Genomic DNA, 23,962 nt, shown 5'->3' on the forward strand with positions numbered 1-23,962 from the left:
ATAACAAGAGTATTGGTATGATAAAATATATATGTAAATATTTAGAATTTGAGAGTGATTTATACATAGGGGGAATTCAAATGAGCGCAAAGAAAGTGTTGTCACTGATAGGTGTATCTAAAAGCTTTGGAAATAAACTAGTGCTAAATGGAATCAATCTAGATGTATATGAAGGTCAAATTATTGGCTATATCGGTCCAAATGGAGCTGGGAAAAGCACAACAGTGAAATTGATGCTTGGTCTTATTGATGGCTTTACTGGCCTTATAGAAATCTTTGGGGAAAATATTATCAAAGGTGATTATTCCTATAAAAAGCGAATTGGCTATGTACCTGAAACGGCGGAGCTTTATGAAAATTTAACCGCTTTCGAATATCTAACCTTCACGGGGGAGCTGTACGGATTAAGTGGTGAGGAAGCAGAGAAAAAGGCATTCGGTTTGATGCAGGAATTTGGTTTAGAAACGGTATTTCACCAACGAATTTCCTCTTTTTCTAAAGGGATGAAGCAGAAGGTATTAATCATTTCGAGTTTGTTACATGATCCGGATTTATTGTTTTTCGATGAACCGCTATCTGGTTTAGATGCGAACAGTGTGATGGTTATTAAAGAGATACTTGCAAAACTTGCAGAGCAAGGGAAGACCATTTTTTATTCTTCTCATATTATGGATGTCGTAGAGAAAATCAGTAACCGAATTGTATTATTAGTAAATGGTCAAGTAGTGGCAGATGGAACTTTTGAAGAACTGAAAATGCAAAACGAGGAAGGATCTTTAGAAGACATCTTCAATCAGTTGACTGGTTTTAACGAGCATGTGGAAATTGCAGATAGGTTTGTGAATTTAGTTCGTGGAGGCAGAGACTATGAATGATTTTGCGTCACTTAGGGCTCTGGATCGTTTTAAACCTGTCTATCAAAAGTTAAATATTGACTATGATGTGATGCGAAAAATTATACAGCTGAAGCTGACAATGGATAGTAGAAGGATGCCAGCAATCTTTAGCGGTTCAAATATTAAAAAGGACGGAAACCAGTTTCTTAAATCCTTATGGATGTACGGGTTATTTGGAATCCTCTTTTTAGTTCCTTTTCTTTTTTTAGGTAATGAGTTTCTCTTCTCGCTTACTATTATGTTTAGCTCCTTATTTATCATATTAATGACATCGATGGTTTCGGACTTTTCTGCTGTTCTGCTAGATATAAGGGATAAAAATATACTTCACCCGAAACCTATTAGTGATAAGACATTAAATGCAGCAAAGATTACTCATATTATGATTTATATGGTTCTTTTAACAGGTTCGTTTGTAATTATCCCTCTCATTGTGAGTGTTTTTAAATTTGGTATTATCTTTGCACTCTTGTTTTTCATAGAAATATTATTAGTTAGTAGTTTGGCAGTAGTGTTGACTGCCTTTGTTTATCTATTTATCCTTCGTTTCTTTAGTGGTGAAATGCTAAAGGATGTTATTAACTATGTGCAAATTTTCTTAGCAATTGGGATGGCGGTAAGTTATCAATTAGTGGGGCGCGTGTTTCAAATAGTTAATATTGATATTACGTACACATTTGCTTGGTGGCATACGTTACTACCACCATTTTGGTTCGCAGCTCCTTTTGAATTAATCTTAAATAGAGATTATTCCTTGTATATTATTATACTATCCTTTCTTGCAATTCTAGCTCCAATTCTTGCGATCGTGATATATATTCGTCTTATGCCAACTTTTGAGCGAAACTTATCTAAATTACAAAGTGATACAAACAGAATGAAGAAGCGAAACCATATGGTACAGGGAGTTTGGGCAAGAATTTTATGCAGAACTAAAGAGGAGCGTACCTTTTACAAGTTTGCTTCCCTTATGTTAAAAGAAGAAAGGGAATTAAAGCTAAAAATATTTCCCATACTAGGTTTTTCGATTATTTTTCCATTTATCTTTTTATTCAATACGTTAAGTTCTGGTTCCTTTGAGGAAATGAAAAGCGGAAATTCTTATATGGTCATATATTTTGCTCTAATAATGATTCCATCCGTTGTTCAAATGTTGGAGTACTCAGGTAATTATAAAGGGCAATGGATTTTTTACGCAGCTCCTATTACAAATAAATCGATTGTATATAGTGCAACACTTAAGGCCAGCATTGTGAATTATTTCATTCCTATTTTAACGATGCTAAGTGTCCTATTTTTATGGATATTTTCTTTCCGAATTCTTCTGGACTTAGTCGTCGTGCTATTAGCTGCAATTATGTTAACGCTAGTATCTTATGGGATTTTTAGTAAGGGGATGTTCCCTTTTATTAGCTCGCATGAGCATACACAAACTAATGCGTTCTTTAAAGTATTCGGTAGTATGTTCATGGTAGGATTAATGGCAGCAATACATGCTTTGGCTTTAATCATTCCTTATGGTCTGCCGGTATATGCCGTTATACTGTTAATAAGTATTTTCATAGGTTGGAGATTAATGTTCTCGAGAGGGTAAGGAGAAGTGAGGTAAGTGGATTTACAAACAAAAGAAGATATAAAATCTTTAATACTTGAAGATAAATGGATGATAGATATATTAAAAGCAGCTCAACAATTAAACCTTCCAGACTGGTGGATATGTGCAGGATTTGTCCGCTCTAAAATTTGGGATACAATTCATGGATATATAGAAAGAACTCCTTTAGAGGATATCGATGTTATTTATTTTAATCCTGAGAATATAGAAGAGTCGGAGGAGAAAAAATGGGAGAATCAGCTAAAGAGCTTGATGCCGAATATACCGTGGTCAGTAAAAAACCAAGCCAGAATGCATAAGATAAATAACCTGCCTCCTTATAAATCTTCAGTGGAGGGGATAGCCAATTTTCCTGAAACTGTGACGGCTGTCGGGGTGAAACTGGATCAACAGAATGAGATTGTACTTGTAGCCCCGTATGGTTTAACCGACCTATTGCGGATGACTGTGAATCCAGTTCCTCGTTTTGCAACAAATAAAGATCTTTTTGCAGTTTATGAGCAACGTATTCAGAGAAAAAACTGGCATTCTATCTGGCCAAATATAAGAATAGTTAGCACCAAGAAGTGACAAAAATCGCAATAGTTATTATTTCTTCCTCTTTAGTCTACACAACTTTTGTAACTATATGAACCGATTGGGCGATGGGCGCATATGATGTTATGACTTGATTACAAGGAGGAAGAAAATGAAACACTTGCGCCATATCGTGACGAAAGCTGTTGTTGCTAAAGGAAAAAAGAGAACGGAATCCTGTGAAGTTCTTCGCCCGCCAAATACACCATCTAGTATTTTAGGATGCTGGGTTATTAATCACACATGTTCGTCTAAAAAACACGGTAGATACGTAGAGGTAACTGGAAAATTTGATATAAACGTTTGGTATGCACATCACGACCATTCTAAAACGTCCGTTTTTACAGAAACGATCAATTATAAGGATCGTATCAAACTACATTACCGCGATAAAGATACTACTGGGGAAGAAGTGCATGTTCGTGTACTACAGCAACCAAATTGTACAGAGGCAATTATTATTTCAGGAGGTACGCAATTCCAGGTAACCGTAGAAAGAGAGATACTAGTTGAAGTTGTAGGGGAAACAACTATTTGCATTCAAGTACATGAAGCAGAATTTGAAGAAGAATGGGCATATGGGGAAGAAAGCTCATCTAGTTCTAGTTCATCTAGCTCGTCATCCAGTTCTTCGGGATCCATTGGTGCTTCCAAAGAAGTAGAAGATTCTTCGTCACTTTAAAAAGCCGGCTATTACTTCCGGCTTTTTTTTTGCATAAAAATATTTCAAATTAGTTTTTTCAATTATGAATACGAAATCACAATTTTTTTCGTGTTTTTAAAGTTGATTCGTAACCACTGAAAGCGTCCGCCTGTAGCGGAAATCAACGTGTTGGATTTCACTTTTTAATATGGAATTATGAAATTTATTCTATTAGATAACAAATTGAATATCTCTCGTTACACAGGAAAAACTAAGAAAGATAAAAACGAGAGGAGTGTTCATTATGAAGGAACGTAAGCAACCCCATGAGAAGTTTAATACAAAAGATAACGGATTGACTTCAATGCAGGAAGTTATATATCCAAAAGACTTCAAACGTGCTGACAAGGAAACATTTAATAAAAATCAAATTAAAAAGTAAATATAATATGCACCCTGAATTAGGTCACATATTCTGGGTGCATTATATTTACCCTCGACTCGAATACCCTTAAGCTATCTAATTAAGGTCATCTGTCTCTTTTCTCATTGTTTTTTTGTTATAATCATTATATTAGTAAGAAGAGAGAAGGATTTAAATGACTACACAAACTCCAATGATGCAGCAATACTTAAAAATTAAAAAAGACTACATAGATGCATTTCTATTTTTCCGTTTAGGCGATTTTTACGAGTTATTTCATGAAGATGCTATTAAAGCAGCTGCGATTTTAGAAATTACCCTAACTAGTAGGAAGGACAATATCCCGATGTGTGGAGTACCTCATCATTCTGCCCAGGGGTATATCGAAACACTTATAAGCAAAGGCTATAAAGTCGCTATTTGCGAGCAAGTAGAAGATCCAAAAGTTGCAAAGGGTGTAGTTAAAAGAGAGGTTGTTCGTCTTGTTACGCCGGGTACTATAATAGAAGGAAAAGCTATGCAAACGAAGTCAAATTATTTTATTGCTTCCGCTGATTTGCTTGCTACAAATGAAGTCGCTTTTGCTTATTTAGATGTATCAACGGGTGATGGCTTTACGACCATTTTAACTGGCGACGAAAAAGAGGTAGTGCAGGAATTGCTTGCGATTCAGGCAAAAGAATTGATAGTCAGTGAACAAATGTATGTGTTAATCAATGATTTGTCTGCTATTCATGATTTTACTGTTTCCATTGAAAAAGAAGAGTTGTCAGATGAGGAAATTCATAAATACGTTCCTGACCATCCCGATCAAACACATCAAACGGTGAAACGACTATTACAATACATTCAAAAAACGCAAAAACAATCTCTCTTACATATTCAGCCTTTCACTTTTCAACAGAGAGAGTCATTTTTAGCGATGGATTATCACTCCAAACGAAATTTAGAACTTATTTCATCTATTCGAAGTGGAGACCAAAAAGGGACGTTATTATGGTTATTAGATGAAACAGTGACTGCAATGGGTGGTCGAAAGTTAAAGCAATGGATTCATCAGCCTCTTGCAAACAAACAATCCATCGAGGCTCGACAAGAAATAGTAACAAGTTTTCTCAATGACTTTATGCTTCGGGAAGAAATCAAAGAAGCTTTCAAGGAAGTTTATGACCTAGAACGGCTTGTAGGTAGAATTGGATTTGGCAGTGCTGGAGGAAGAGACCTTGCCCAGCTAAGACTATCACTTTCGAAGGTCCCTATAATAAAACAGCTACTCAATTCTTCACAAGATCAAGTGCTGCAAAAACTCGGAGCTGTTTTAGAGGATTGTGAAGACATTTGGAGAAAGTTACAAGAAGCAATTAGTGAAAACCCTCCAATTTCTGTTAAAGACGGTGGGGTGATTAAAAACGGCTACCATGAAAGACTGGACCAGCTTCGTGATGCATCAGTTAACGGAAAAAAATGGATTGCAGAACTTGAACAAAGGGAAAGAGAAATTACAGGTGCTAAAAACTTAAAAATAGGCTATAACCGAATTTTTGGTTACTATATCGAGCTAACAAAATCGAATATCCATTTAGCAGATGAGTCTAGATATGTTCGTAAACAAACGCTTGCGAACGCAGAACGATATATTACGGACGAACTGAAAGAAAAGGAATCCCTTATTTTATCAGCAGAAGATGAAAGTCAAGTGCTAGAATATGAGTTATTTACGCAGGTTAGAGAACAAATTAAAGCTTATATCCCGCTTGTACAAAAATTAGCGAAACAAATAAGTGAGCTAGATGTATTTATTTCATTTGCTCAAGTAGCTGAAAACCACCGTTTAACAAAGCCTATTTTCCATGATTCTAATGCCATGATTATTAAAGATGGCAGACATCCAGTTGTGGAGAAAATGATGAACAATCAGTTGTATGTACCAAACGATTGTGTGCTTACAGAGGATATTAATATGCTCCTAATAACCGGGCCTAATATGTCGGGTAAAAGTACTTTTATGCGACAAATAGCAATCACAACTGTAATGGCACAAATTGGGTGCTATGTACCTGCTGAATCTGCGAAGCTTCCAATAGTCGATAAAATATTTACACGAATTGGAGCAGCAGATGATTTGGCGGGTGGCCAGAGTACATTCATGATTGAAATGATGGAATCCCAGCATGCGATTATGAATGCTACAAGTAAAAGTTTGCTTTTATTTGATGAAATTGGACGTGGAACTTCCACTTATGATGGTATGAGTTTGGCTCAGGCGATGATGGAATATATTCATGGAAATATAGGGGCAAATACGCTGTTCTCTACACATTATCATGAGTTGACGGATTTAGAGGACTCGCTACCAAAGCTTCGAAATGTACATGTGTCAGCAACTGAAAAAGATGGGAAAGTTGTCTTTTTACACAAGCTTAAAGATGGTCCTGCAGATAAGAGTTATGGTATACATGTTGCAGAGCTAGCCCAATTGCCTGAACAAATTATTACGAGAGCACGGGAAATCTTGAATACTTTCGAGCATCAGGATGAGAAGGAAGAAAGTGCTGTTAACGTTAGCGAAACACAATTATCGTTCTTTGATGATCAACCTAAGGTGCATAAAGAACCAATTGTAATCCAAGAAAACGAGTCATCAGAAAAAATTATGAAGAAGTTAAAGAAAATCAATATATCAGGTACAACTCCATTAGAAGCATTGCAGCTATTATATGAGCTGCAAAAAGAGCTAGAATAACCCAAAAGTAGGTGAATAATATGGGACAAATAATATTAATGGATGAACTGTTATCCAACAAAATTGCAGCAGGTGAAGTGGTGGAACGGCCAGCTTCTGTTGTGAAAGAATTGGTAGAAAATGCAATAGATGCGGAAAGCACTTCTATTGAAATTACGCTAGAAGAAGCCGGGCTGTCTAAAATTCAAGTAACTGATAATGGAAAAGGAATGGACGAGGAGGATGCGATAAAATCCTTCTCTAGACATGCTACCTCTAAAATCACTACGGAGCATGATCTTTTCAGAATACGTTCATTAGGTTTTAGAGGAGAGGCGCTTGCTAGTATTGCCTCAGTATCGAAAATTAGCCTATGGACATCAAATGGTGAAAGTATTGGGACAAAAGTAGAGTTAGAAGGTGGAAGGTTATTATCCAATACCCCTGGACCGATACGAAGAGGAACTGATATTGTCGTGAGCCAGCTATTTTATAATACGCCAGCTCGGTTAAAATATTTGAAAACGATTCAAACAGAGTTAGGTCATACCATTGACTTGATAAACCGCTTAGCCATTAGTTATCCAGGTATTGCGTTTAAGCTAACACATAATCAGCAAACCATTGTACAGACAAGTGGAAGAGGCGACCTTAAACAAGTTTTGGCTTCCATTTATGGAATCTCTAACGTGAAAAAAATGGTTGCCTTCGATAAGGAAACATCTGATTTTCATATATCGGGTTTTGGAACATTACCGGAAATAACGAGAGCTTCGAAAAATTATATAACTGTTTTAGTGAATGGCCGTTGGGTTAAGCACTATGGGATAAATAATGCAATAGTCGATGCATACCATACTTTGTTGCCGATAGGTAGATATCCGATTGTCGTCTTAAATATTGAAATGGATCCAATACTAACGGACGTCAATGTTCATCCTGCGAAGCATCAAATCCGCCTTAGTAAAGAAAAAGAACTTATGGAAATGATTCGTTTAACAATCCGTTCGATTATGCATCGTGTGCAGAAACCACCCGAAATTATAGAAAAGCCAGTTATTAAGAAACAGCCAAGTGTGCAGTTTGATTTCTTTAAACAAACTTATGAGCCGACAAAAATGGATCCCATTCCTCCAGACGATGATAGTATGGCAGTCGAACAAACTAATAATCCATTTAAAGAGCTGCCTAGTATCGTTTATGAAGAGATTGAGCCATTGGCAGATTTCGATATGCATTCAATCGAAAATGTGGAGGATAAAAAGCCATTTCCTGATTTACATGTAGTAGGTCAAATCCACGGTACTTATATTGTTGCTCAAAGTGATGATGGGTTTTACTTAATAGATCAGCATGCTGCCCAAGAACGTGTAAAATATGAATTTTACAAGGAAAAGATAGGGGAAGTAAATGCAAATGAGCGACAATCGCTTTTGCTTCCACTGACTTTTCACTATTCTTTAGACGAGGCTTACCGTATAAAAGAGTCTATACATGAATTAAATGAGGTAGGAATATTTTTAGAGGAGTTTGGTACTTCTAGCTTTGTTGTAAGAGATCATCCTACATGGTTTCCTAAGGACCAAGAGACGAAGATTATTGAAGGGCTAATCGAACAAGTATTGAATAACCGTAAAACAGATATTAAAAAACTTAGAGAAGATGCTGCCATTATGATGAGCTGTAAACTTTCGATTAAAGCAAATCATTATTTGACGATGAACGATATGGAGCAGCTGTTAGAAAGCTTAAAAAATGCTCAACATCCTTTGACCTGTCCACATGGTAGACCTGTAATCGTACATTTTTCGACTTATGAGATTGAAAAAATGTTCAAACGAGTTATGTAGGAGGAAGTAAAATGGGAGAATATATATTATCGATCGATCAAGGAACGACTAGCTCTAGAGCAATACTTTTTGATAAGCTCGGCAATATTGTTCACTCTGCTCAACGAGAATTTAAACAATATTTTCCTAAATCAGGATGGGTGGAGCATGATGCGAAAGAAATTTGGGGATCCGTATTATCTGTGCTGGCAGCAGTTCTAACAGAAAGTGGAAACCAACCAGAGGATGTCCATGCAATTGGGATAACGAACCAACGAGAAACAACAGTCGTGTGGAATAAACATACAGGAAAGCCTGTGTATAATGCGATTGTTTGGCAGTCAAGACAAACCCAGTCTATTATTGATGAACTTAAAAAAGATGATATGGAATTGTTTTTTCAAGAGAAAACGGGCTTGAAATTGGACCCGTACTTTTCTGCAACTAAAGTAAAGTGGATATTGGATAATGTTGATGGTGCCAAAGAGCAAGCGGAAGCCGGTGATTTACTGTTTGGAACGATTGATACGTGGTTAATATGGAAGCTTTCCAATGGGAATGCTCATGTGACGGATTATTCCAATGCTTCTAGGACGATGCTTTACAATATATATGAACAAAAGTGGGATGAAGAGATTTGTGAGAAGCTTTCTATTCCAATGGAAATGCTGCCAAAAGTAGCATCATCATCTGAAGTATACGCACAAACCGATCCATCTGTTTTCTTTGGAAAGGAAATAGATATTGCCGGAGCAGCAGGGGACCAACAGGCTGCATTATTTGGGCAATGCTGTTTTGAGAAAGGCATGGCTAAAAACACGTATGGTACTGGATGCTTTATGCTATTAAATACTGGAGAAGAGGCGGTTACTTCTCCGTCTGGTTTGTTAACGACTATTGCATGGGGTATAGATGGTAAAGTGACCTATGCTTTAGAGGGAAGTATTTTCGTTGCTGGCTCTGCGATTCAATGGCTTCGTGATGGACTACGTATGATAAAGAGTGCTCCTGAATCGGAGAGGTACGCAAAAAAAGTTGAATCTACAGAAGGTGTCTATTTTGTACCAGCTTTTGTTGGACTTGGAACGCCTTATTGGGATTCCGAAGCGAAGGGTTCAATTTTTGGATTAACAAGAGGAACGACAAAAGAGCATTTCATCCGTGCCACGATAGAATCCCTTGCTTATCAAACAAAAGACGTTCTTGAAACGATGGAAAAAGATTCTGGGGTAGATGTAGAGACATTAAGAGTAGATGGTGGAGCGGTAAGTAACGAATTTCTAATGCAGTTCCAAAGCGATCTATTAAATTTGCCCGTAGAACTAGCCAAGCTTAACGAGACAACAGCCTTAGGAGCTGCTTTCTTAGCGGGTTTAGCTACTGGCTTCTGGAAGGATTCACAAGAATTATCCAACTTACGTGAAAGTCAAAAGCAATATGAACCAAAAATGGAAATTGCGAAAAGAGATCAACTTTATAAAGGCTGGAAAAAAGCAGTTGAAGCAACACGTATTTTCAAACTTTCAGACGAAGAGGTGGAATAATTGAAGTCTTCTGTAGAACGTGAGCAAATAGTAAATACACTAAATTATTTTGAATTCGACGTGCTCGTAATAGGCGGAGGTATAACCGGTGCGGGAATTGCCCTTGATGCTGTAACCCGTGGAATGTCTGTCGCTTTAGTGGATATGCAGGATTTTGCTGCAGGAACTTCTAGTCGTTCCACAAAGCTTGTGCATGGTGGTTTGCGGTATTTAAAGCAACTGGAAGTGAAAATGGTTGCTGATGTCGGCAGAGAAAGAGAAATTGTGTATGAAAATGCAGTTCATGTGACCGAACCAATATGGATGTTACTACCGTTTCATAAAAAGGGTACATTTGGACCTCTTACTACATCTGCTGGCTTGAAGATGTATGACTTTTTAGCTGGTGTGAAGAAGAATGAAAGAAGATTAATGCTTTCGGACAAAGAGACACTTGAAAAAGAACCACTTTTAAAAAGCAAAGGTTTACTAGGAGGGGGATACTACGTTGAATACCAAACCGACGATGCCCGACTAACGATTGAAGTTCTCAAAAAAGCAATGGAAAAAGGGGCAGTATGCTTAAACTACGCGAAAGCACGCTCCTTTATTTATGACGATGATAATCAGGTAATGGGAGCAGAGGTTGTAGATACAATAAGCAATAAACGAATTTCCATACATGCCAAAAAAGTAGTCAATGCCACTGGCCCCTGGGTGGATGGAGTTCGTGCTTTAGATGCCCTTGAAAACAATAAAAAACTCAAGCTCACAAAGGGTGTGCATATTGTTATTGATCAATCGGTTTTCCCGCTAAAGCAGGCTGTCTATTTTGATACACCTGATAAGCGAATGATTTTTGCAATTCCACGTGATGGGAAAACTTATGTAGGAACAACGGATACGTTCTTTGAGGGCGATATTCAGCATCCTATAGCCACTCCGGAAGATGTAAATTATCTTATCCAGGCAATCCATTCGATGTTTCCTTTAGTTCGTGTTACTGCAAACCAAGTAGAGTCCACTTGGGCAGGTGTTCGTCCATTAATATATGAGGACGGAAAGGATCCATCAGAAATTTCTCGAAAAGATGAGGTTTGGCAGTCAGAAGCAGGTTTATTTACAATTGCTGGAGGTAAACTAACAGGGTATAGGAAAATGGCTGAAACTATTGTAGATAGAATTTCCAAGCAACTTGGGGATGAAAAATACGGGCCATGCGTAACAAAGCATTTAACGTTATCTGGTGGAGATATTGGTGGCTCTAAACAATGGGATGCATTTCTTAACCAGAAAGAACAAATGGCACTCGCTTACGGACTTTCTAGATTAGAAGGAAGAAAGCTGGCTAAAAGGTATGGAACGAATGTCGATAAAGTTTTTCAATATGCACAAATCCTATCAACAATCCCGTCTAGTTTACCGTTAGCTTTGCTTGCTCAAATTTATTACGCAGTGCATGAAGAAATGGTCTATTCACCTGTGGATTTTTTAGTAAGAAGAACAGGTATGCTTTATTTTGATATACAGCACTTTAAAGAATATAAAGATGAAATAGTGAATGTAATGCAGCAACTGCTCCAATACTCGGATGTACAAACAACTACATTTAAAAACCAACTTGATATACTTTTGCTAGAAGCTACATTAAACGAAAGTAGGGATTGAGCTGAAAACTATCTTAGAAGGTAAAATGTCAGATGAGCATTTAATTCATATCGTTAAATTTTCTCCAGATACAGCACCGATTGGTCATGTACATCTTCTTCATGGCATGGAAGAGCATATCAGTCGTTATGAAGATTTCGCTACCTTTTTAATGTCCAAAGGATTTGTCGTTACTGGCCACGATCACCGTGGGCATGGTTTGACAGCTGAAAAAAATGGGCAATTTGGATATTTTGCAGATAAGTTAGGGTTCGAACGAGTAACGGAGGACGTACGTGAAGTATTAATACATGTTCGTGAAAATTTGGGAGATATTCCACTTATTTTATTCGGTCACAGTATGGGATCATTTGTTGCACGTAGATATATGCAGAAGTATAGTGATTCTTTGACCGAAGTCGTCCTTTCTGGAACTACCTTTAGTCCAGGGTTAATGGGAGACGCGGGTAAACTAATCGGCAGGTTTACTTCGGCTGTAAAAAGTCCGACAGCTAAAGCTGCTTTGTTGAATAGCATGGCTTTTGGTGGGTTTAATAAACAAATAACCAATCCTAAAACACCTTTTGACTGGCTTTCAACAGATGAAAAAGAAGTCCAAAAATATATAGAGGATCCGCATTGTGGGATAATCCCAACGAATCGATTCTTTATAGACCTTTTTGACGGATTAAAAATAATTCACCAGACTAAAAAAAACAATCATATAAAAAAAGATTTACCCGTTCTAGTAATTAGTGGCGCCAAGGATCCTGTCGGTAAGCAAGGGAAAGACATCTTCAAAGTCGCGAATGGTCTTAAAAGTGTTGGAATGACCAATGTAACTGTACATTTAGTAGAGGATGCAAGGCACGAAATTCTAAACGAGGTCAACAAGCTTCAATCATATGAAATAATTGCAAATTGGATGATAGATAATGCATAAAATAGCAAGCGTAATTGCGATAGTCGGACCAACGGCTGTTGGGAAAACAGCTTTAAGTATTCAATTGGCTAAAGCGTTTAATGGTGAAATTATTAATGGAGACTCAATGCAGGTATATCGAGAACTCCATATTGGAACGGCAAAGATTACACAAGAGGAAATGGAAGGTATTCCTCATCACTTACTAGATATTAAAGATCCAACTGAAAGCTTTTCCGTTGCGGAATATCAAAAACTCGTACGAGGTAAAATTGAAGAAATTACATCAAGAGGTAAACTTCCGATTATCGTTGGAGGAACTGGGCTTTATATTCAATCTGTTTTATATGACTTTAGATTTACGGAACAACCGAATCGTGATGAGAATAGACTTGCGGAATTAGAAAGAATGACACCTGATAGTTTATTTGAACGGTTGAATTCGTTGGATCCAAAGGCGGCAAAGAAAATTCATCCTAATAATGTGCAGCGTGTGATTCGCGCAATTGAAAGAGTAGAGCTTACTGGGAAACAAAAGAATGATATAGAGCAAAACCAAGGCCAAGAAAAAGTCTATCATCACTATATTATTGGCCTGTCCATTGATCGTGAACAGTTATATGGTCGTATAAATCACCGAGTAGACATTATGCTAGAAAAAGGACTTTTAGAGGAAGTAAAAACACTTTATAGTAAGGGTATTCGAGATGTTCAATCAATCCAGGCAATCGGCTATAAGGAATTATATGCCTACTTGGATGGAAATGTTTCCTTTGAAGACGCAATTGATCAACTTAAGCAAAACTCTCGAAGGTATGCCAAAAGACAGTTAACGTATTTTAGAAACAAAATGGACATTCATTGGTATAATCCGTTTACTGATGCCGAAAGAATAATAAAAGAAATTAATGAATTTATGCAGGAAAATGAATAATTAAAGCGAATACTAACAACGTAGTATGTTTTTAACATGCAAATTGTAAATGGGGGTATTGGGATGAAACCTACGAATATTCAAGATTTATATTTAAATCAGCTGAGAAAAAACGATATTTTCGTAACCGTATTTTTATTGAATGGTTTCCAGTTAAAGGGGTTAGTGAAGTCATACGATAACTTTACTGTACTGTTCGAATCGGATGGTAGACAACAGTTGATTTACAAACATGCAATTTCAACATTTGCTCCTTCTAAACCAGTAAAGCTAACAGAAGAATAATATGGAATGTTTGACAGATGGAAACGCTCCTATTATGATTTTATAGAATATACGCAGGAATTGGAGAGTTTAATATGAATGTTATTACAACAGAACAGCTGTTACAAAAATTAGACGCAGGTGAAGAAATCAGTATCATCGATGTACGTGAAAGTGATGAAGTGGCTAATGGGATTATACCTGGAGCAAAGCATATTGCATTAGGGCTAATTGAGAGCAGTATGGAACAGCTTGATAAATCAGTTCCTCATTACATAGTATGTAAAGCAGGTGGCCGTAGTGCAATGGCCTGTGAAATTCTAGAGGAAAATGGCTATGACGTAACGAATATTGCTGGCGGTATGATGGACTGGAACGGCGAGGTACAGTTTTAACTTTATTCAATATAGACAAAGGGCTAATTTCAATTTTGAGATTAGTCTTTTCTATTTGTAATTTGAAATTAGGAGAATATAACATGACATTTACAACAACATTATCAAAAGAAATATTGGAGCTTGCTGAACAGGTTGAAACTAAAATAGCATCTCACCATAAACTTGTTGAAAAAATTGCTTTTTTAAATCAGCAAAAAGTAATTCAAGCATTTAAGGAACATGGAGTTAGCGATCATCATTTTCATCCGTCATTTGGATATGGCTATGATGATGAAGGTCGAGATACATTAGAAAAGGTATATGCAACGACATTTGGATCAGAATCAGCGCTTGTACGTCCTCAAATTATTTCGGGAACGCATGCGATTTCTACTAGTTTGTTTGGGGTACTAAGACCAAATGATGAACTACTTTATATAACGGGTAAACCTTATGATACGTTGCAGTCAATTGTAAGTGGAGGAGAAAAGGATACGGGGTCGCTTGCTGACTTCGGTATTACTTATAAACATGTAGAATTATTGGAAAACGGGGACATCAATTGGGATGCGGTAAAAAAGGTTGTGAAAAGCAGCACGAAAGTAATTGCCATCCAACGTTCAAAGGGATACGCAGTACGTCCTTCCTTTACAATTGATCAAATCAAACAAATGGTTATAGAAATAAGAAGTATTAAAGAGGATGCTATTATTTTTGTAGACAATTGCTATGGAGAATTTGTAGAAGAATTGGAGCCGACGGATGTAGGGGTAGATTTAATGGCTGGTTCACTGATCAAAAATCCTGGTGGTGGTCTTGCTAAAATAGGCGGCTATATTGCGGGTAAAGAGGAATTTGTCACAAAATGTGCTTACCGAATGACTTCTCCGGGTATAGGAGCAGAGGCGGGAGCTTCTTTACATGCATTGATGGATATGTACCAAGGATTTTTTCTTGCTCCCCATGTTGTATCCCAGGCAGTAAAGGGAGCTATTTTTACTTCAGCTTTATTGGAGCAGGTTGGTATGACTACAGAGCCGCACTATACGGAACCTCGCACAGATTTAATCCAGTCCGTTTCTTTCCAAACTGCAGATCAAATGATTCAATTTTGCCAGGCTATACAAATGCACTCCCCTGTTAATGCGCGGTTTATGCCTGAACCAGCATATATGCCAGGTTATGAGGATGATGTTATCATGGCCGCTGGAACATTCGTACAAGGATCGAGTATGGAACTAACAGCAGACGGACCAATTCGTCCTCCTTATACAGCCTTTATCCAAGGTGGTTTAACGTATGAACATGTGAAATATGCCATTTTAGGAGCAGTTCAAACGATAAAACAATAAAAAAGATAAAACCATTTCTATGTCATAAGAAATGGTTTTGTTTAATCGAAAAATGTTGTTAGGTTTCCTAACATAGCCTTGACACGTTAGTTAACATGACATATAATAAATGTATAACCTACAAGGGGGTGTAGTAATGGAAAAGGAATGGAGACGTTCGATGCCATTACTTTCAATGAATATCGTTATGCAGCTGACTGGATTGACAGCTAGGCAAATCCGTTACTATGAAGAGCAAGAACTGGTTCACCCTGCACGAACTGAAGGTAAGCAGCGCATGTTTTCGTTAGATGATATTGATATATTGTTGGAAATCAAGGATTTATTGAAAACAGGTGTTAATATCGCAGGAATTAAACAAATCTTTGAGTTGAAAAATAGTCCTGCGGTTACAAAAGATGTTCGAAAAGTCATTTCGGACATAGAATTACGAGCAATTGTGAAAGAAGAGATGAAATTAGCTCAAAGGCATCAACGAGCTTCTTTGCGACAAGGGGACCTATCTCGGTTCTATCGATAATCGAGGTTCATATATAAACTTTTAGGAGAGTGGAAAAATGAGCAAGTATACTAAGGAAGATATCAAAAAATTAGTGACTGAACACGAGGTGAATTTTATTCGTCTTCAATTTACAGACATACTAGGAACTATTAAAAACGTTGAAATCCCAGTTAGTCAGCTCGATAAAGCTCTCGATAACAAAATGATGTTCGACGGATCTTCTATTGAAGGATTTGTACGAATTGAAGAGTCTGATATGTACTTAGTTCCAGATTTAAATACATGGGTAGTATTCCCTTGGATTACAGGTAAAGGGAAAGTAGCCCGTTTAATCTGTGATGTAAATAAAGCTGATGGAACTCCGTTTGCAGGAGACCCACGTAGTAATTTAAAACGAATCTTAAAAGAAATGGAAGAGTTAGGATTTACAAGCTTTAACTTAGGACCTGAACCTGAATTCTTCTTATTTAAATTAGATGCTCAAGGCGAGCCAACACTTGAATTGAATGATCATGGTGGTTACTTTGACTTAGCGCCTATGGATTTAGGAGAAAACTGTCGTCGTGATATCGTACTAGAACTAGAAGAGATGGGCTTTGAAATTGAAGCATCTCATCATGAGGTTGCTCCAGGTCAACATGAAATTGACTTTAAATATGCTGATGCAGTAACAGCATGTGACAATATTCAAACGTTCAAACTTGTAGTTAAAACAATTGCACGAAAACACGGCTTGCATGCGACATTCATGCCAAAACCATTGTTTGGTGTAAATGGATCAGGAATGCACTTTAATGTATCTCTATTTAATGGAAATGAAAACGCATTTTACGATGAGTCAACAGAAATTGGTTTAAGTGAAACAGCTATGCAATTTATGGCTGGTGTATTGAAGCATGTTCAAAGCTTTACTGCGATTACAAATCCATTGGTAAACTCATATAAACGTCTTGTACCTGGATACGAAGCACCTTGTTATGTGGCATGGTCAGGACAAAACAGAAGTCCATTAATCCGTATTCCTTCTTCAAGAGGGGTAAGTACGCGTATTGAAGTTCGTTCAGTAGATCCAGCAGCGAATCCATATCTTGCAATGGCTGTAATTCTACAAGCTGGGTTAGATGGAATTAAAAATAAACTAACCCCACCACCAGCTGTGGACCGTAATATTTATGTAATGTCAGAAGAAGAACGTATCGAAAACGGAATCCATAACCTGCCACCAACTTTACATGCAGCTGTACAAGAATTAGGTAAAAGTGAAACTATTCGCGGCGCACTTGGAGAACATATTTATGCAAACTTTGTAGAAGCTAAAGAAATTGAATGGGATATGTTCCGTACAGCTGTACATCCGTGGGAACGTGAACAATATCTAAAAATGTACTAATATTGATTTGACGGGGTTATTTGACTAAAATAATGGGGTGCTTAAAGCGAAATAATTCTGCAAAATTATCCGCACCCCATTTCACCCCGAAAAGAGAGTAAAAAAATATTATTTAAAAACATCGTTCAGTCGTGAGTTGACTCGTTCGGTGTTTTTCTTTTTTATTTTGCATGAGACGTGAGCATATACATCAGCTGTTATTTGATAATTATCATGACCCTGTTGTTTTTGGATATATTTAATGTCAGTTTCGGCTTCCATCATTAATACTACATAGGTGAGGCGTACTGAATGAATTGGTAAAGGCTTTAATTATGCCGTCTTTTCTGCAAGTTACAAGATGAAAGTTAAAACTCTATTTATGGTGATTGTTTTATCCTTAAAATTTATATCTGTACACTGTAAAGCTGCCGCTTCACCTTTTTCATTCTAGTTTAAATTTAGGTTTTAAAAAATATTCCATAAATATAACCGTATTGGTAAGCATGAGTTAGAACTGGGAGAAATTCTGCCTACATTTTGACACAACAAGTAGCTTCTAAGTTGATTAGTGCAGATCGTACAAACATTAATTGAAAGTACACGATGTTTTCGTTACAATTATATATATCTGAATAATTTAAATATTACGAACGAAGGGGGAAAAAATGGGGATCTTAAGTGGTTTGAAAATATTAGATTTTTCTACTTTGTTACCTGGTCCATTTGCAACGATGATGCTCGCTGATATGGGAGCAGAAGTATTGAAAATAGAATCTCCAAATCGAGAGGATTTATTAAAATATGATGGCCCAATGGACGGAGAAGTATCAGCTACTTTTGCTCACTTAAATAGATCTAAGCGTTCATTGGCATTAGATTTAAAGCGGGCAGAATCGATAGAAATCGTCTACCAATTAATAAAAGAATATGATATTGTCGTAGAACAATTCCGACCAGGTGTAATGCATAAACTGGGAATTGGATATGAAAAGCTAAAAGAAATAAATCCAGCTATTATTTTCTGCTCTATTACTGGTTATGGACAAACAGGTCCTCTTCGCAATCAGGCTGGTCATGATATTAACTATTTATCTTTAGCAGGTGTTTCCAGTTATTCTTTTCGAAAAGGTCAAACGCCTGTGCCTGCTGGTGTACAAGTAGCAGATCTTGCAGGAGGTTCGATGCCAGCTGTCATTGGAATATTAGCTGCTGTGTATAATCGACAAAAAACTAGTGAAGGTCAGCATATTGATATTAGTTTGACGGATGTATCGTTTTCTTTAAATGCTTTGTATGGACCTAGTTTTTTAGTTGGCGGAATCGAACCGACTGCTGAATCTTTACTGTTAAACGGTGGCTCTTTTTATGATTATTATGAAACGAGAGACAATCGTTATATATCTGTAGGAAGCTTGGAACCTCAGTTTCAAAAAATGCTTTGTGAATTACTTGGAGATCCTGGTTTGTTCAAACTTAGTAGTAGTGAGAATCGAGTAGATCAATTAGCGTTTAAAGAAAAGCTCATAAAAACTTTTAAAGAAAAGACATTGGATGAATGGAATAGTATTCTTAAAAATGGATTTAATGGCTGTGTGGAGCCGGTTTTAAATTTTTCAGAAGCTGTAGAACATCCGCATATAAAGGCAAGAGAGCTAGTAGTTTCTGTACCAAAATATGATGAAGGTATACAAAAACAAATTGCTTTTCCTATTAAGTTTTCAACACAACCAGGCGAGTACCGTTTTGCGGGGGTGCAAACGGGAACGCATACTAATGAAATCTTGGAAGAACTGGGTTTTGATAGTGAGACGATTAAATCACTTAAAGAAAAAGGCATTTTCGGTTCGATTAAACAAATAGAAAACTCAAAATAACAAATTAGTCTACTAAAGGGGAGTTGGTTAGAATGTTTGCTGCATTAACACCATTGGATTGGAAAAGAAGAGCGATTAAATATTACCCACAAAAAGTAGCAGTTATTGACGGAGAAAAACAGTTTACATATAAAGAATTCGGACAACGTGCTGACAAGTTATCTGCTGCACTATTAAACGCTGGTATTCAAAAAGGCGATCATGTAGCAGTCATGCTACCAAACACTCATTATATGCTAGAAAGCTTTTATGGAATATGCCAAATAGGAGCTGTACTTGTACCTCTTAATTACCGACTAAATGCAGAGGATTTGGAGTACATCATAAAGCATAGTGACTCCAAAATGCTGATAGTGGATGAAGAATTTACTAGTCCTATTGAGGAAATTGGGGATCGTTTACCTTTTGATCAAGTTATCGTTGTTTCTGTAGAAGGGGAAACGAATTCATTGAATGGTATAGATTTTGAAACATTTATCGAACAAGATTCTGAAGATGTTATTTTACCTAATACGGAAATTGATGAAAATCAGCTTCTGACATTGAATTATACGAGTGGTACGACATCTAAACCCAAGGGTGTTATGCTAACGCATCGTGGAAACTACATGAATGCGGTCAATTTCTTGTATCATTTGAGTGTTAAGCATGATGATGTATATCTTCATACTTTACCAATGTTCCATGCTAATGGTTGGGGTGGTGTTTGGGCGATTACAGCGGCTGGTGCAACTCATGTATGTTTAAGAAAAGTTGATCCACCGCTTATTTTGAATTTATTTACAGAACATCAAATATCCTTATTATGTGGTGCGCCAACAGTGGTTAATATGTTGGTGAATGAACCATCGAGTAAAGAAATGAAAATTACTACAAATCCTCGAATGGCAACTGCAGGAGCCCCTCCAGCAGCCGCACTTATCGCGAAAGCACAAGCAATTCTAGGATTAAATATGATTCACGTGTATGGATTGACTGAAACTTCGCCTTTCATTCTATATAATGAATGGAAAAATGAATTCGATGAGAAATCACCTGATGAACAAGCTACAATTAAAGCGAGACAAGGAATTGAACTTGCTTTTAATGGGGAAACGAAAGTAGTTAACCAAGAAGATGGACAAGAAGTTGCATGGAATGGGAAAGAACTTGGTGAGATTATCACTCGTGGAAATGTAGTCATGGATGGTTATTACAAGGATCCAGAAAGAACTGCTGAAGCAGTTAAAGACGGTTGGTTCTACACAGGAGACTTAGCTGTAACGTATCCTGATGGTTATATCGAAATCCAAGATAGAATAAAAGATATGATTATCTCTGGAGGAGAAAATATTTCTTCCACAGAAATTGAAGGTGTACTATATAAACATCCCGATATTTTAGAGGCTGCAGTTATTGCTATACCTGATGATAAGTGGGGAGAAGTTCCAAAGGCAATTATCGTACTTCATGAAGGAAGAACAGTTACAGAAAAAGAATTAATCGATTACTGTCGTTCGAATATGTCTCATTTCAAAGCGCCAAAATCGATTGAATTTGTAGAGGCATTACCAAAAACAGCTACAGGAAAACTGCAAAAATTCCGTTTACGCGAAATGTACTGGAATGGCCCTAAAAAGGTAAATTAACAAAAAACTCACTCCGGTGGTTTCACCGGAGTGAGTTTTTATAGGCTTCTTAATAGTACTAGTATTAGAGATTTTGTTTAGTAGAGGTTTCAGTAATGTTATTCGCACCACTCCAATAAAAACATGTTCAAGTAACGGATACTTAAGTTGAAGAAGAAATTGTTATTAACATACGGTAAAAGCTCAGTTCACAATGGATTGAGGATTTTATTATTTAAAAAAGCGTTTGAGCTCTATGCTCTCAACGCTTTTTGTATATGGTTAGTTTGTTTATTACTAAGTAAGAGGGAGCCGTCACTTATTGAGTTTCAAGTGAAACTGTTAAAGGATAATCGACATCGAAAAGTAATATCGCTTCAGTGAGAAGATGGATATCAATAAGAATTTGCTCTTTTATATGTTTAAAGGGACATTTATAGTAATCATCTATTAATCGATTTAGTTCTTTATAAATTAATGCTATAGGCAATAATACTCCCCCTTATGATCTATAATACCTGTTTTTTTATTATGTAACAAATCGACTATAATTGGAAGTATTTTAAGTAATAATTTTTGAAAAAGAGAACAAAGGCCATGTGGAATTGAAGAGTTGTTTAGGTACAAAAAGATCACTTGATTAATAACCAAGTGATCTTTCATAGTTAATCCCTAGCTTACTTTTTTCAATAATTCTTAGTGCATCCTTTAATAGTTTAATATCGATCAATATTTGTTCCTTCAGTTGGAAGTTATTGCATCTATAATAGTCATTTATGAGTTTTTTAAGTTCTTCTACAATTATTTTCATAGGTTACGACTCCTTTGTAGTTATGTATCACCCATAAATAAGTATGTAATTTAACCTATGTAAGCTTATAGAAATAATACCCACATTTTGTTATTTTCAAACTCTTTATATTATATTTTAGAATATAATATTTTTCAAAACAAAACCCCTCAACCATAAAGGTAAAGGGGTTTTTCGATGATTTCAACGAAAATGTCCACTTTTCGTTGAAATATGATATCGGCTCTTCGTTATTTTAAGTAATATTAAGTAGATTGTCAAGTCTGTAAATACTATTGAATATTGCGATAAACTCCAACAACTTTTCCAAGAATGCTAACGGAGTTTACGATGATTGGTTCCATGGAGGAATTTTCAGGTTGTAAACGGAAATAGGATTTTTCCTTAAAGAACCGCTTCACTGTCGCTTCATCCTCGTCGGTCATTGCTACAACAATATCACCATTATTTGCTGATTGCTGTTGTTTTACAACAACATAGTCACCATTTAAAATTCCTGCTTCAATCATACTGTTACCCATAATCTCTAACATAAATAAATTATCATCAGATGTACCAAAAGTTTCTGGCAGCGGGAAAAATTCTTCAATATTTTCAATTGCCGTAATTGGCAATCCAGCAGTAACTTTACCAACTAGTGGCACATGAACTACGTTTTGTTTTTCAGCCATGCTTCCTAAACTGTCAAGGATTTCAATGGCACGTGGTTTAGTTGGATCTCTTCTGATTAAACCTTTACTTTCTAATCGAGCTAAGTGTCCATGGACAGTAGAACTTGATGCTAAGCCCACAGCTTCTCCTATTTCTCGAACGGATGGTGGATACCCTTTTTTGCGTACTTCTTCTTTTATAAAAGCTAGAATGTCTTCTTGCCTTTTAGATGCTTTCTTCATTTGTTCACCTCTTTAAGAGTAATTACTATCCTTTTCTATCTTATTAATAGTATAACAGGCTACGAACATTAATGCAAACATAGGTTCTAATTAGTGTTGACAAAAACAAACGTTCGCATTATTATTAAATTATACATTACGAACACATATTCTATTAGGGGGTATTTTTAATGACCTGGATAAAAGAAAACTATTTTCTATCATTTTTTGTTGCTGGAAGTATTGCTTTTATAATGTTTATAATAATCTCGAAATCTTTTTCTACAGATGAGAGTCAACATATTAATATAGAGCAAGGCGATTCTTTATGGGAGTTAGCACATGAGTACGGAGTTAATGAAGATAAAAAAGTATGGATTAATAAGGTAATGGCGATGAATAACTTGAAAGATGAACATATAAAAGCAGGAGAAATACTTAAAATTCCAGCCAATGAAAAAAGTTACCACTTCGATAATGAAACGGAGTTAGCAGGCGATACAAAATGAAATCAGTTATCTATTGTCGTGTGAGCACTGAAAAAGAGTCTCAAGAGACCTCTTTAAAGAGACAGGAAGAGGAACTGTTAGAATTTGCAAAACAAAAAAGCTATGAAGTGGCAAAAGTATTTATTGATCAACATAGTGGTTATGATGTTGAGCGTGAAGGCTTATTAGAATTACTTGACTATATAAAAGAAAATGAAATTAACGCTGTATTTGTTCAAGATGAAACTCGAATAGGTAGAGGAAATGGAAGAATGGCAGTTCTACATCTACTCCAAAAAACAAATACCTCTGTGTACACTTTACAAGATAAAGGGGTCATTAATTTAAATGAAATGGATTCTATGCTCCTCGAAATATTAGCGCTTGTGGAGGAATATCAAAGGAAATTACATAATGCTAAAATAAGACGAGGGATGAAAAAGGCGGTTTCCAAAGGATACCGACCAGAAAAAAATTTAAAGACAAAAGGAAATCCTGAAGGAAGGGAAAGAATAGATGTTCCTGTAGAAGAAGTTGTTAGACTACGGAATGCAGGTCTTACCTATGAGGAGATTTCGAGCACTTTAAAAGGATTGGGTTTTAACATTAGTAAAGCAACCGTCCATCGACGTTATATTGAGTACATAGAAACACATGGAGTGAAATGACTTGCACTCTGTGTGTTTTTTCCTTACCTTTATATAAAGAGAAA

Annotated in this window: 23 protein-coding genes; 20 read left to right on the forward strand and 3 right to left on the reverse strand. The window is 36.5% G+C overall.

The annotated features are described in order from the left end of the window. Positions 1–80 precede the first annotated feature (80 nt). The 18 genes from ACIQX2_RS06895 to ACIQX2_RS06980 all read left to right on the forward strand — a co-directional run bounded on the left by ACIQX2_RS06895 (position 81) and on the right by ACIQX2_RS06980 (position 21,100). Positions 81–875, forward strand: a complete 795-nt coding sequence (locus tag ACIQX2_RS06895) for an ABC transporter ATP-binding protein (RefSeq protein WP_402847893.1) — start codon at positions 81–83, stop codon at positions 873–875. Beyond that, positions 868–2,490 (forward strand): hypothetical protein, encoded by a 1,623-nt coding sequence (locus ACIQX2_RS06900; RefSeq protein WP_402847894.1) that lies wholly within the window; start codon positions 868–870, stop codon positions 2,488–2,490. The genes ACIQX2_RS06895 and ACIQX2_RS06900 overlap by 8 nt, the downstream gene beginning before the upstream one ends. Positions 2,491–2,505: 15 nt before the next feature. Continuing rightward, entirely contained in the window at positions 2,506–3,081 is a 576-nt protein-coding gene (locus ACIQX2_RS06905; protein ID WP_402847895.1) for a nucleotidyltransferase family protein, read from the forward strand. Positions 3,082–3,199: 118 nt separating this feature from the next. Beyond that, on the forward strand, positions 3,200–3,769 hold the full coding sequence (gene cotE / locus ACIQX2_RS06910) for an outer spore coat protein CotE (RefSeq protein ID WP_402847896.1): 570 nt from the start codon (positions 3,200–3,202) through the stop codon (positions 3,767–3,769). A 265-nt stretch (positions 3,770–4,034) separates the two neighbouring features. Next, positions 4,035–4,172: a YfhE family protein gene (locus tag ACIQX2_RS06915; protein WP_139185119.1), complete on the forward strand. Its 138-nt coding sequence runs from the start codon at positions 4,035–4,037 to the stop codon at positions 4,170–4,172. A gap of 157 nt (positions 4,173–4,329) precedes the next feature. Continuing rightward, on the forward strand, positions 4,330–6,897 hold the full coding sequence (mutS, locus tag ACIQX2_RS06920; RefSeq protein WP_402847897.1) for a DNA mismatch repair protein MutS: 2,568 nt from the start codon (positions 4,330–4,332) through the stop codon (positions 6,895–6,897). A 20-nt stretch (positions 6,898–6,917) separates the two neighbouring features. Then, the gene (gene mutL, locus ACIQX2_RS06925) at positions 6,918–8,726 is read left to right on the forward strand and encodes a DNA mismatch repair endonuclease MutL (protein WP_402847898.1); all 1,809 of its coding nucleotides are present in this window, start codon (positions 6,918–6,920) and stop codon (positions 8,724–8,726) included. 11 nt (positions 8,727–8,737) lie between these two features. Continuing rightward, a complete protein-coding gene (gene glpK / locus ACIQX2_RS06930) occupies positions 8,738–10,249 on the forward strand; it encodes a glycerol kinase GlpK (RefSeq protein ID WP_402847899.1) in 1,512 nt (503 codons plus the stop codon). After that, positions 10,250–11,896: a glycerol-3-phosphate dehydrogenase/oxidase gene (locus ACIQX2_RS06935; protein ID WP_402847900.1), complete on the forward strand. Its 1,647-nt coding sequence runs from the start codon at positions 10,250–10,252 to the stop codon at positions 11,894–11,896. Between the two features lie 25 nt (positions 11,897–11,921). Further along, a complete protein-coding gene (locus ACIQX2_RS06940; RefSeq protein WP_402847901.1) occupies positions 11,922–12,818 on the forward strand; it encodes an alpha/beta fold hydrolase in 897 nt (298 codons plus the stop codon). Then, positions 12,811–13,731, forward strand: a complete 921-nt coding sequence (miaA, locus tag ACIQX2_RS06945) for a tRNA (adenosine(37)-N6)-dimethylallyltransferase MiaA (protein ID WP_402847902.1) — start codon at positions 12,811–12,813, stop codon at positions 13,729–13,731. Before ACIQX2_RS06940 ends, miaA begins: the two co-directional genes overlap by 8 nt. A gap of 63 nt (positions 13,732–13,794) precedes the next feature. Further along, positions 13,795–14,016, forward strand: a complete 222-nt coding sequence (gene hfq, locus ACIQX2_RS06950; RefSeq protein WP_402847903.1) for an RNA chaperone Hfq — start codon at positions 13,795–13,797, stop codon at positions 14,014–14,016. A 74-nt stretch (positions 14,017–14,090) separates the two neighbouring features. Continuing rightward, positions 14,091–14,390, forward strand: coding sequence for a rhodanese-like domain-containing protein (locus tag ACIQX2_RS06955; RefSeq protein ID WP_402847904.1), 300 nt, complete (start codon positions 14,091–14,093; stop codon positions 14,388–14,390). An 83-nt stretch (positions 14,391–14,473) separates the two neighbouring features. Beyond that, positions 14,474–15,724 (forward strand): methionine gamma-lyase family protein, encoded by a 1,251-nt coding sequence (locus ACIQX2_RS06960; RefSeq protein ID WP_402847905.1) that lies wholly within the window; start codon positions 14,474–14,476, stop codon positions 15,722–15,724. Positions 15,725–15,860: 136 nt separating this feature from the next. Continuing rightward, a complete protein-coding gene (locus tag ACIQX2_RS06965) occupies positions 15,861–16,244 on the forward strand; it encodes a MerR family transcriptional regulator (protein ID WP_402847906.1) in 384 nt (127 codons plus the stop codon). Between the two features lie 37 nt (positions 16,245–16,281). After that, positions 16,282–17,616, forward strand: coding sequence for a type I glutamate--ammonia ligase (gene glnA / locus ACIQX2_RS06970; RefSeq protein ID WP_402847908.1), 1,335 nt, complete (start codon positions 16,282–16,284; stop codon positions 17,614–17,616). A 647-nt stretch (positions 17,617–18,263) separates the two neighbouring features. Continuing rightward, positions 18,264–19,472 (forward strand): CaiB/BaiF CoA transferase family protein, encoded by a 1,209-nt coding sequence (locus ACIQX2_RS06975; RefSeq protein WP_402847911.1) that lies wholly within the window; start codon positions 18,264–18,266, stop codon positions 19,470–19,472. 32 nt (positions 19,473–19,504) lie between these two features. Then, positions 19,505–21,100 (forward strand): long-chain-fatty-acid--CoA ligase, encoded by a 1,596-nt coding sequence (locus ACIQX2_RS06980; protein ID WP_402847913.1) that lies wholly within the window; start codon positions 19,505–19,507, stop codon positions 21,098–21,100. Positions 21,101–21,398: 298 nt separating this feature from the next. Here the strand turns inward: ACIQX2_RS06980 and ACIQX2_RS06985 are convergent, their stop codons facing one another. From ACIQX2_RS06985 to lexA, 3 genes are all read right to left on the reverse strand, one after another. Beyond that, entirely contained in the window at positions 21,399–21,569 is a 171-nt protein-coding gene (locus ACIQX2_RS06985; protein ID WP_402847915.1) for a hypothetical protein, read from the reverse strand. A 150-nt stretch (positions 21,570–21,719) separates the two neighbouring features. Beyond that, positions 21,720–21,890: a hypothetical protein gene (locus ACIQX2_RS06990; RefSeq protein WP_402847917.1), complete on the reverse strand. Its 171-nt coding sequence runs from the start codon at positions 21,888–21,890 to the stop codon at positions 21,720–21,722. Between the two features lie 272 nt (positions 21,891–22,162). Then, positions 22,163–22,783 carry a transcriptional repressor LexA gene (gene lexA, locus ACIQX2_RS06995; protein ID WP_093063029.1) on the reverse strand — a complete coding sequence of 207 codons (621 nt, stop codon included), beginning with the start codon at positions 22,781–22,783 and terminating at the stop codon, positions 22,163–22,165. A 170-nt stretch (positions 22,784–22,953) separates the two neighbouring features. Here lexA and yneA point away from each other — a divergent pair, with 170 nt between their 5' ends. Together yneA and ACIQX2_RS07005 are read left to right on the forward strand one after the other, a co-directional pair. Continuing rightward, positions 22,954–23,271 carry a cell division suppressor protein YneA gene (yneA, locus tag ACIQX2_RS07000; RefSeq protein WP_402847920.1) on the forward strand — a complete coding sequence of 106 codons (318 nt, stop codon included), beginning with the start codon at positions 22,954–22,956 and terminating at the stop codon, positions 23,269–23,271. Beyond that, the gene (locus ACIQX2_RS07005; protein WP_402847922.1) at positions 23,268–23,918 is read left to right on the forward strand and encodes a YneB family resolvase-like protein; all 651 of its coding nucleotides are present in this window, start codon (positions 23,268–23,270) and stop codon (positions 23,916–23,918) included. Before yneA ends, ACIQX2_RS07005 begins: the two co-directional genes overlap by 4 nt. The last annotated feature ends 44 nt before the right edge of the window (positions 23,919–23,962 follow it).

It is taken from the genome of Psychrobacillus sp. NPDC096623, assembly GCF_044762655.1.
Lineage (GTDB): Bacteria > Bacillota > Bacilli > Bacillales_A > Planococcaceae > Psychrobacillus.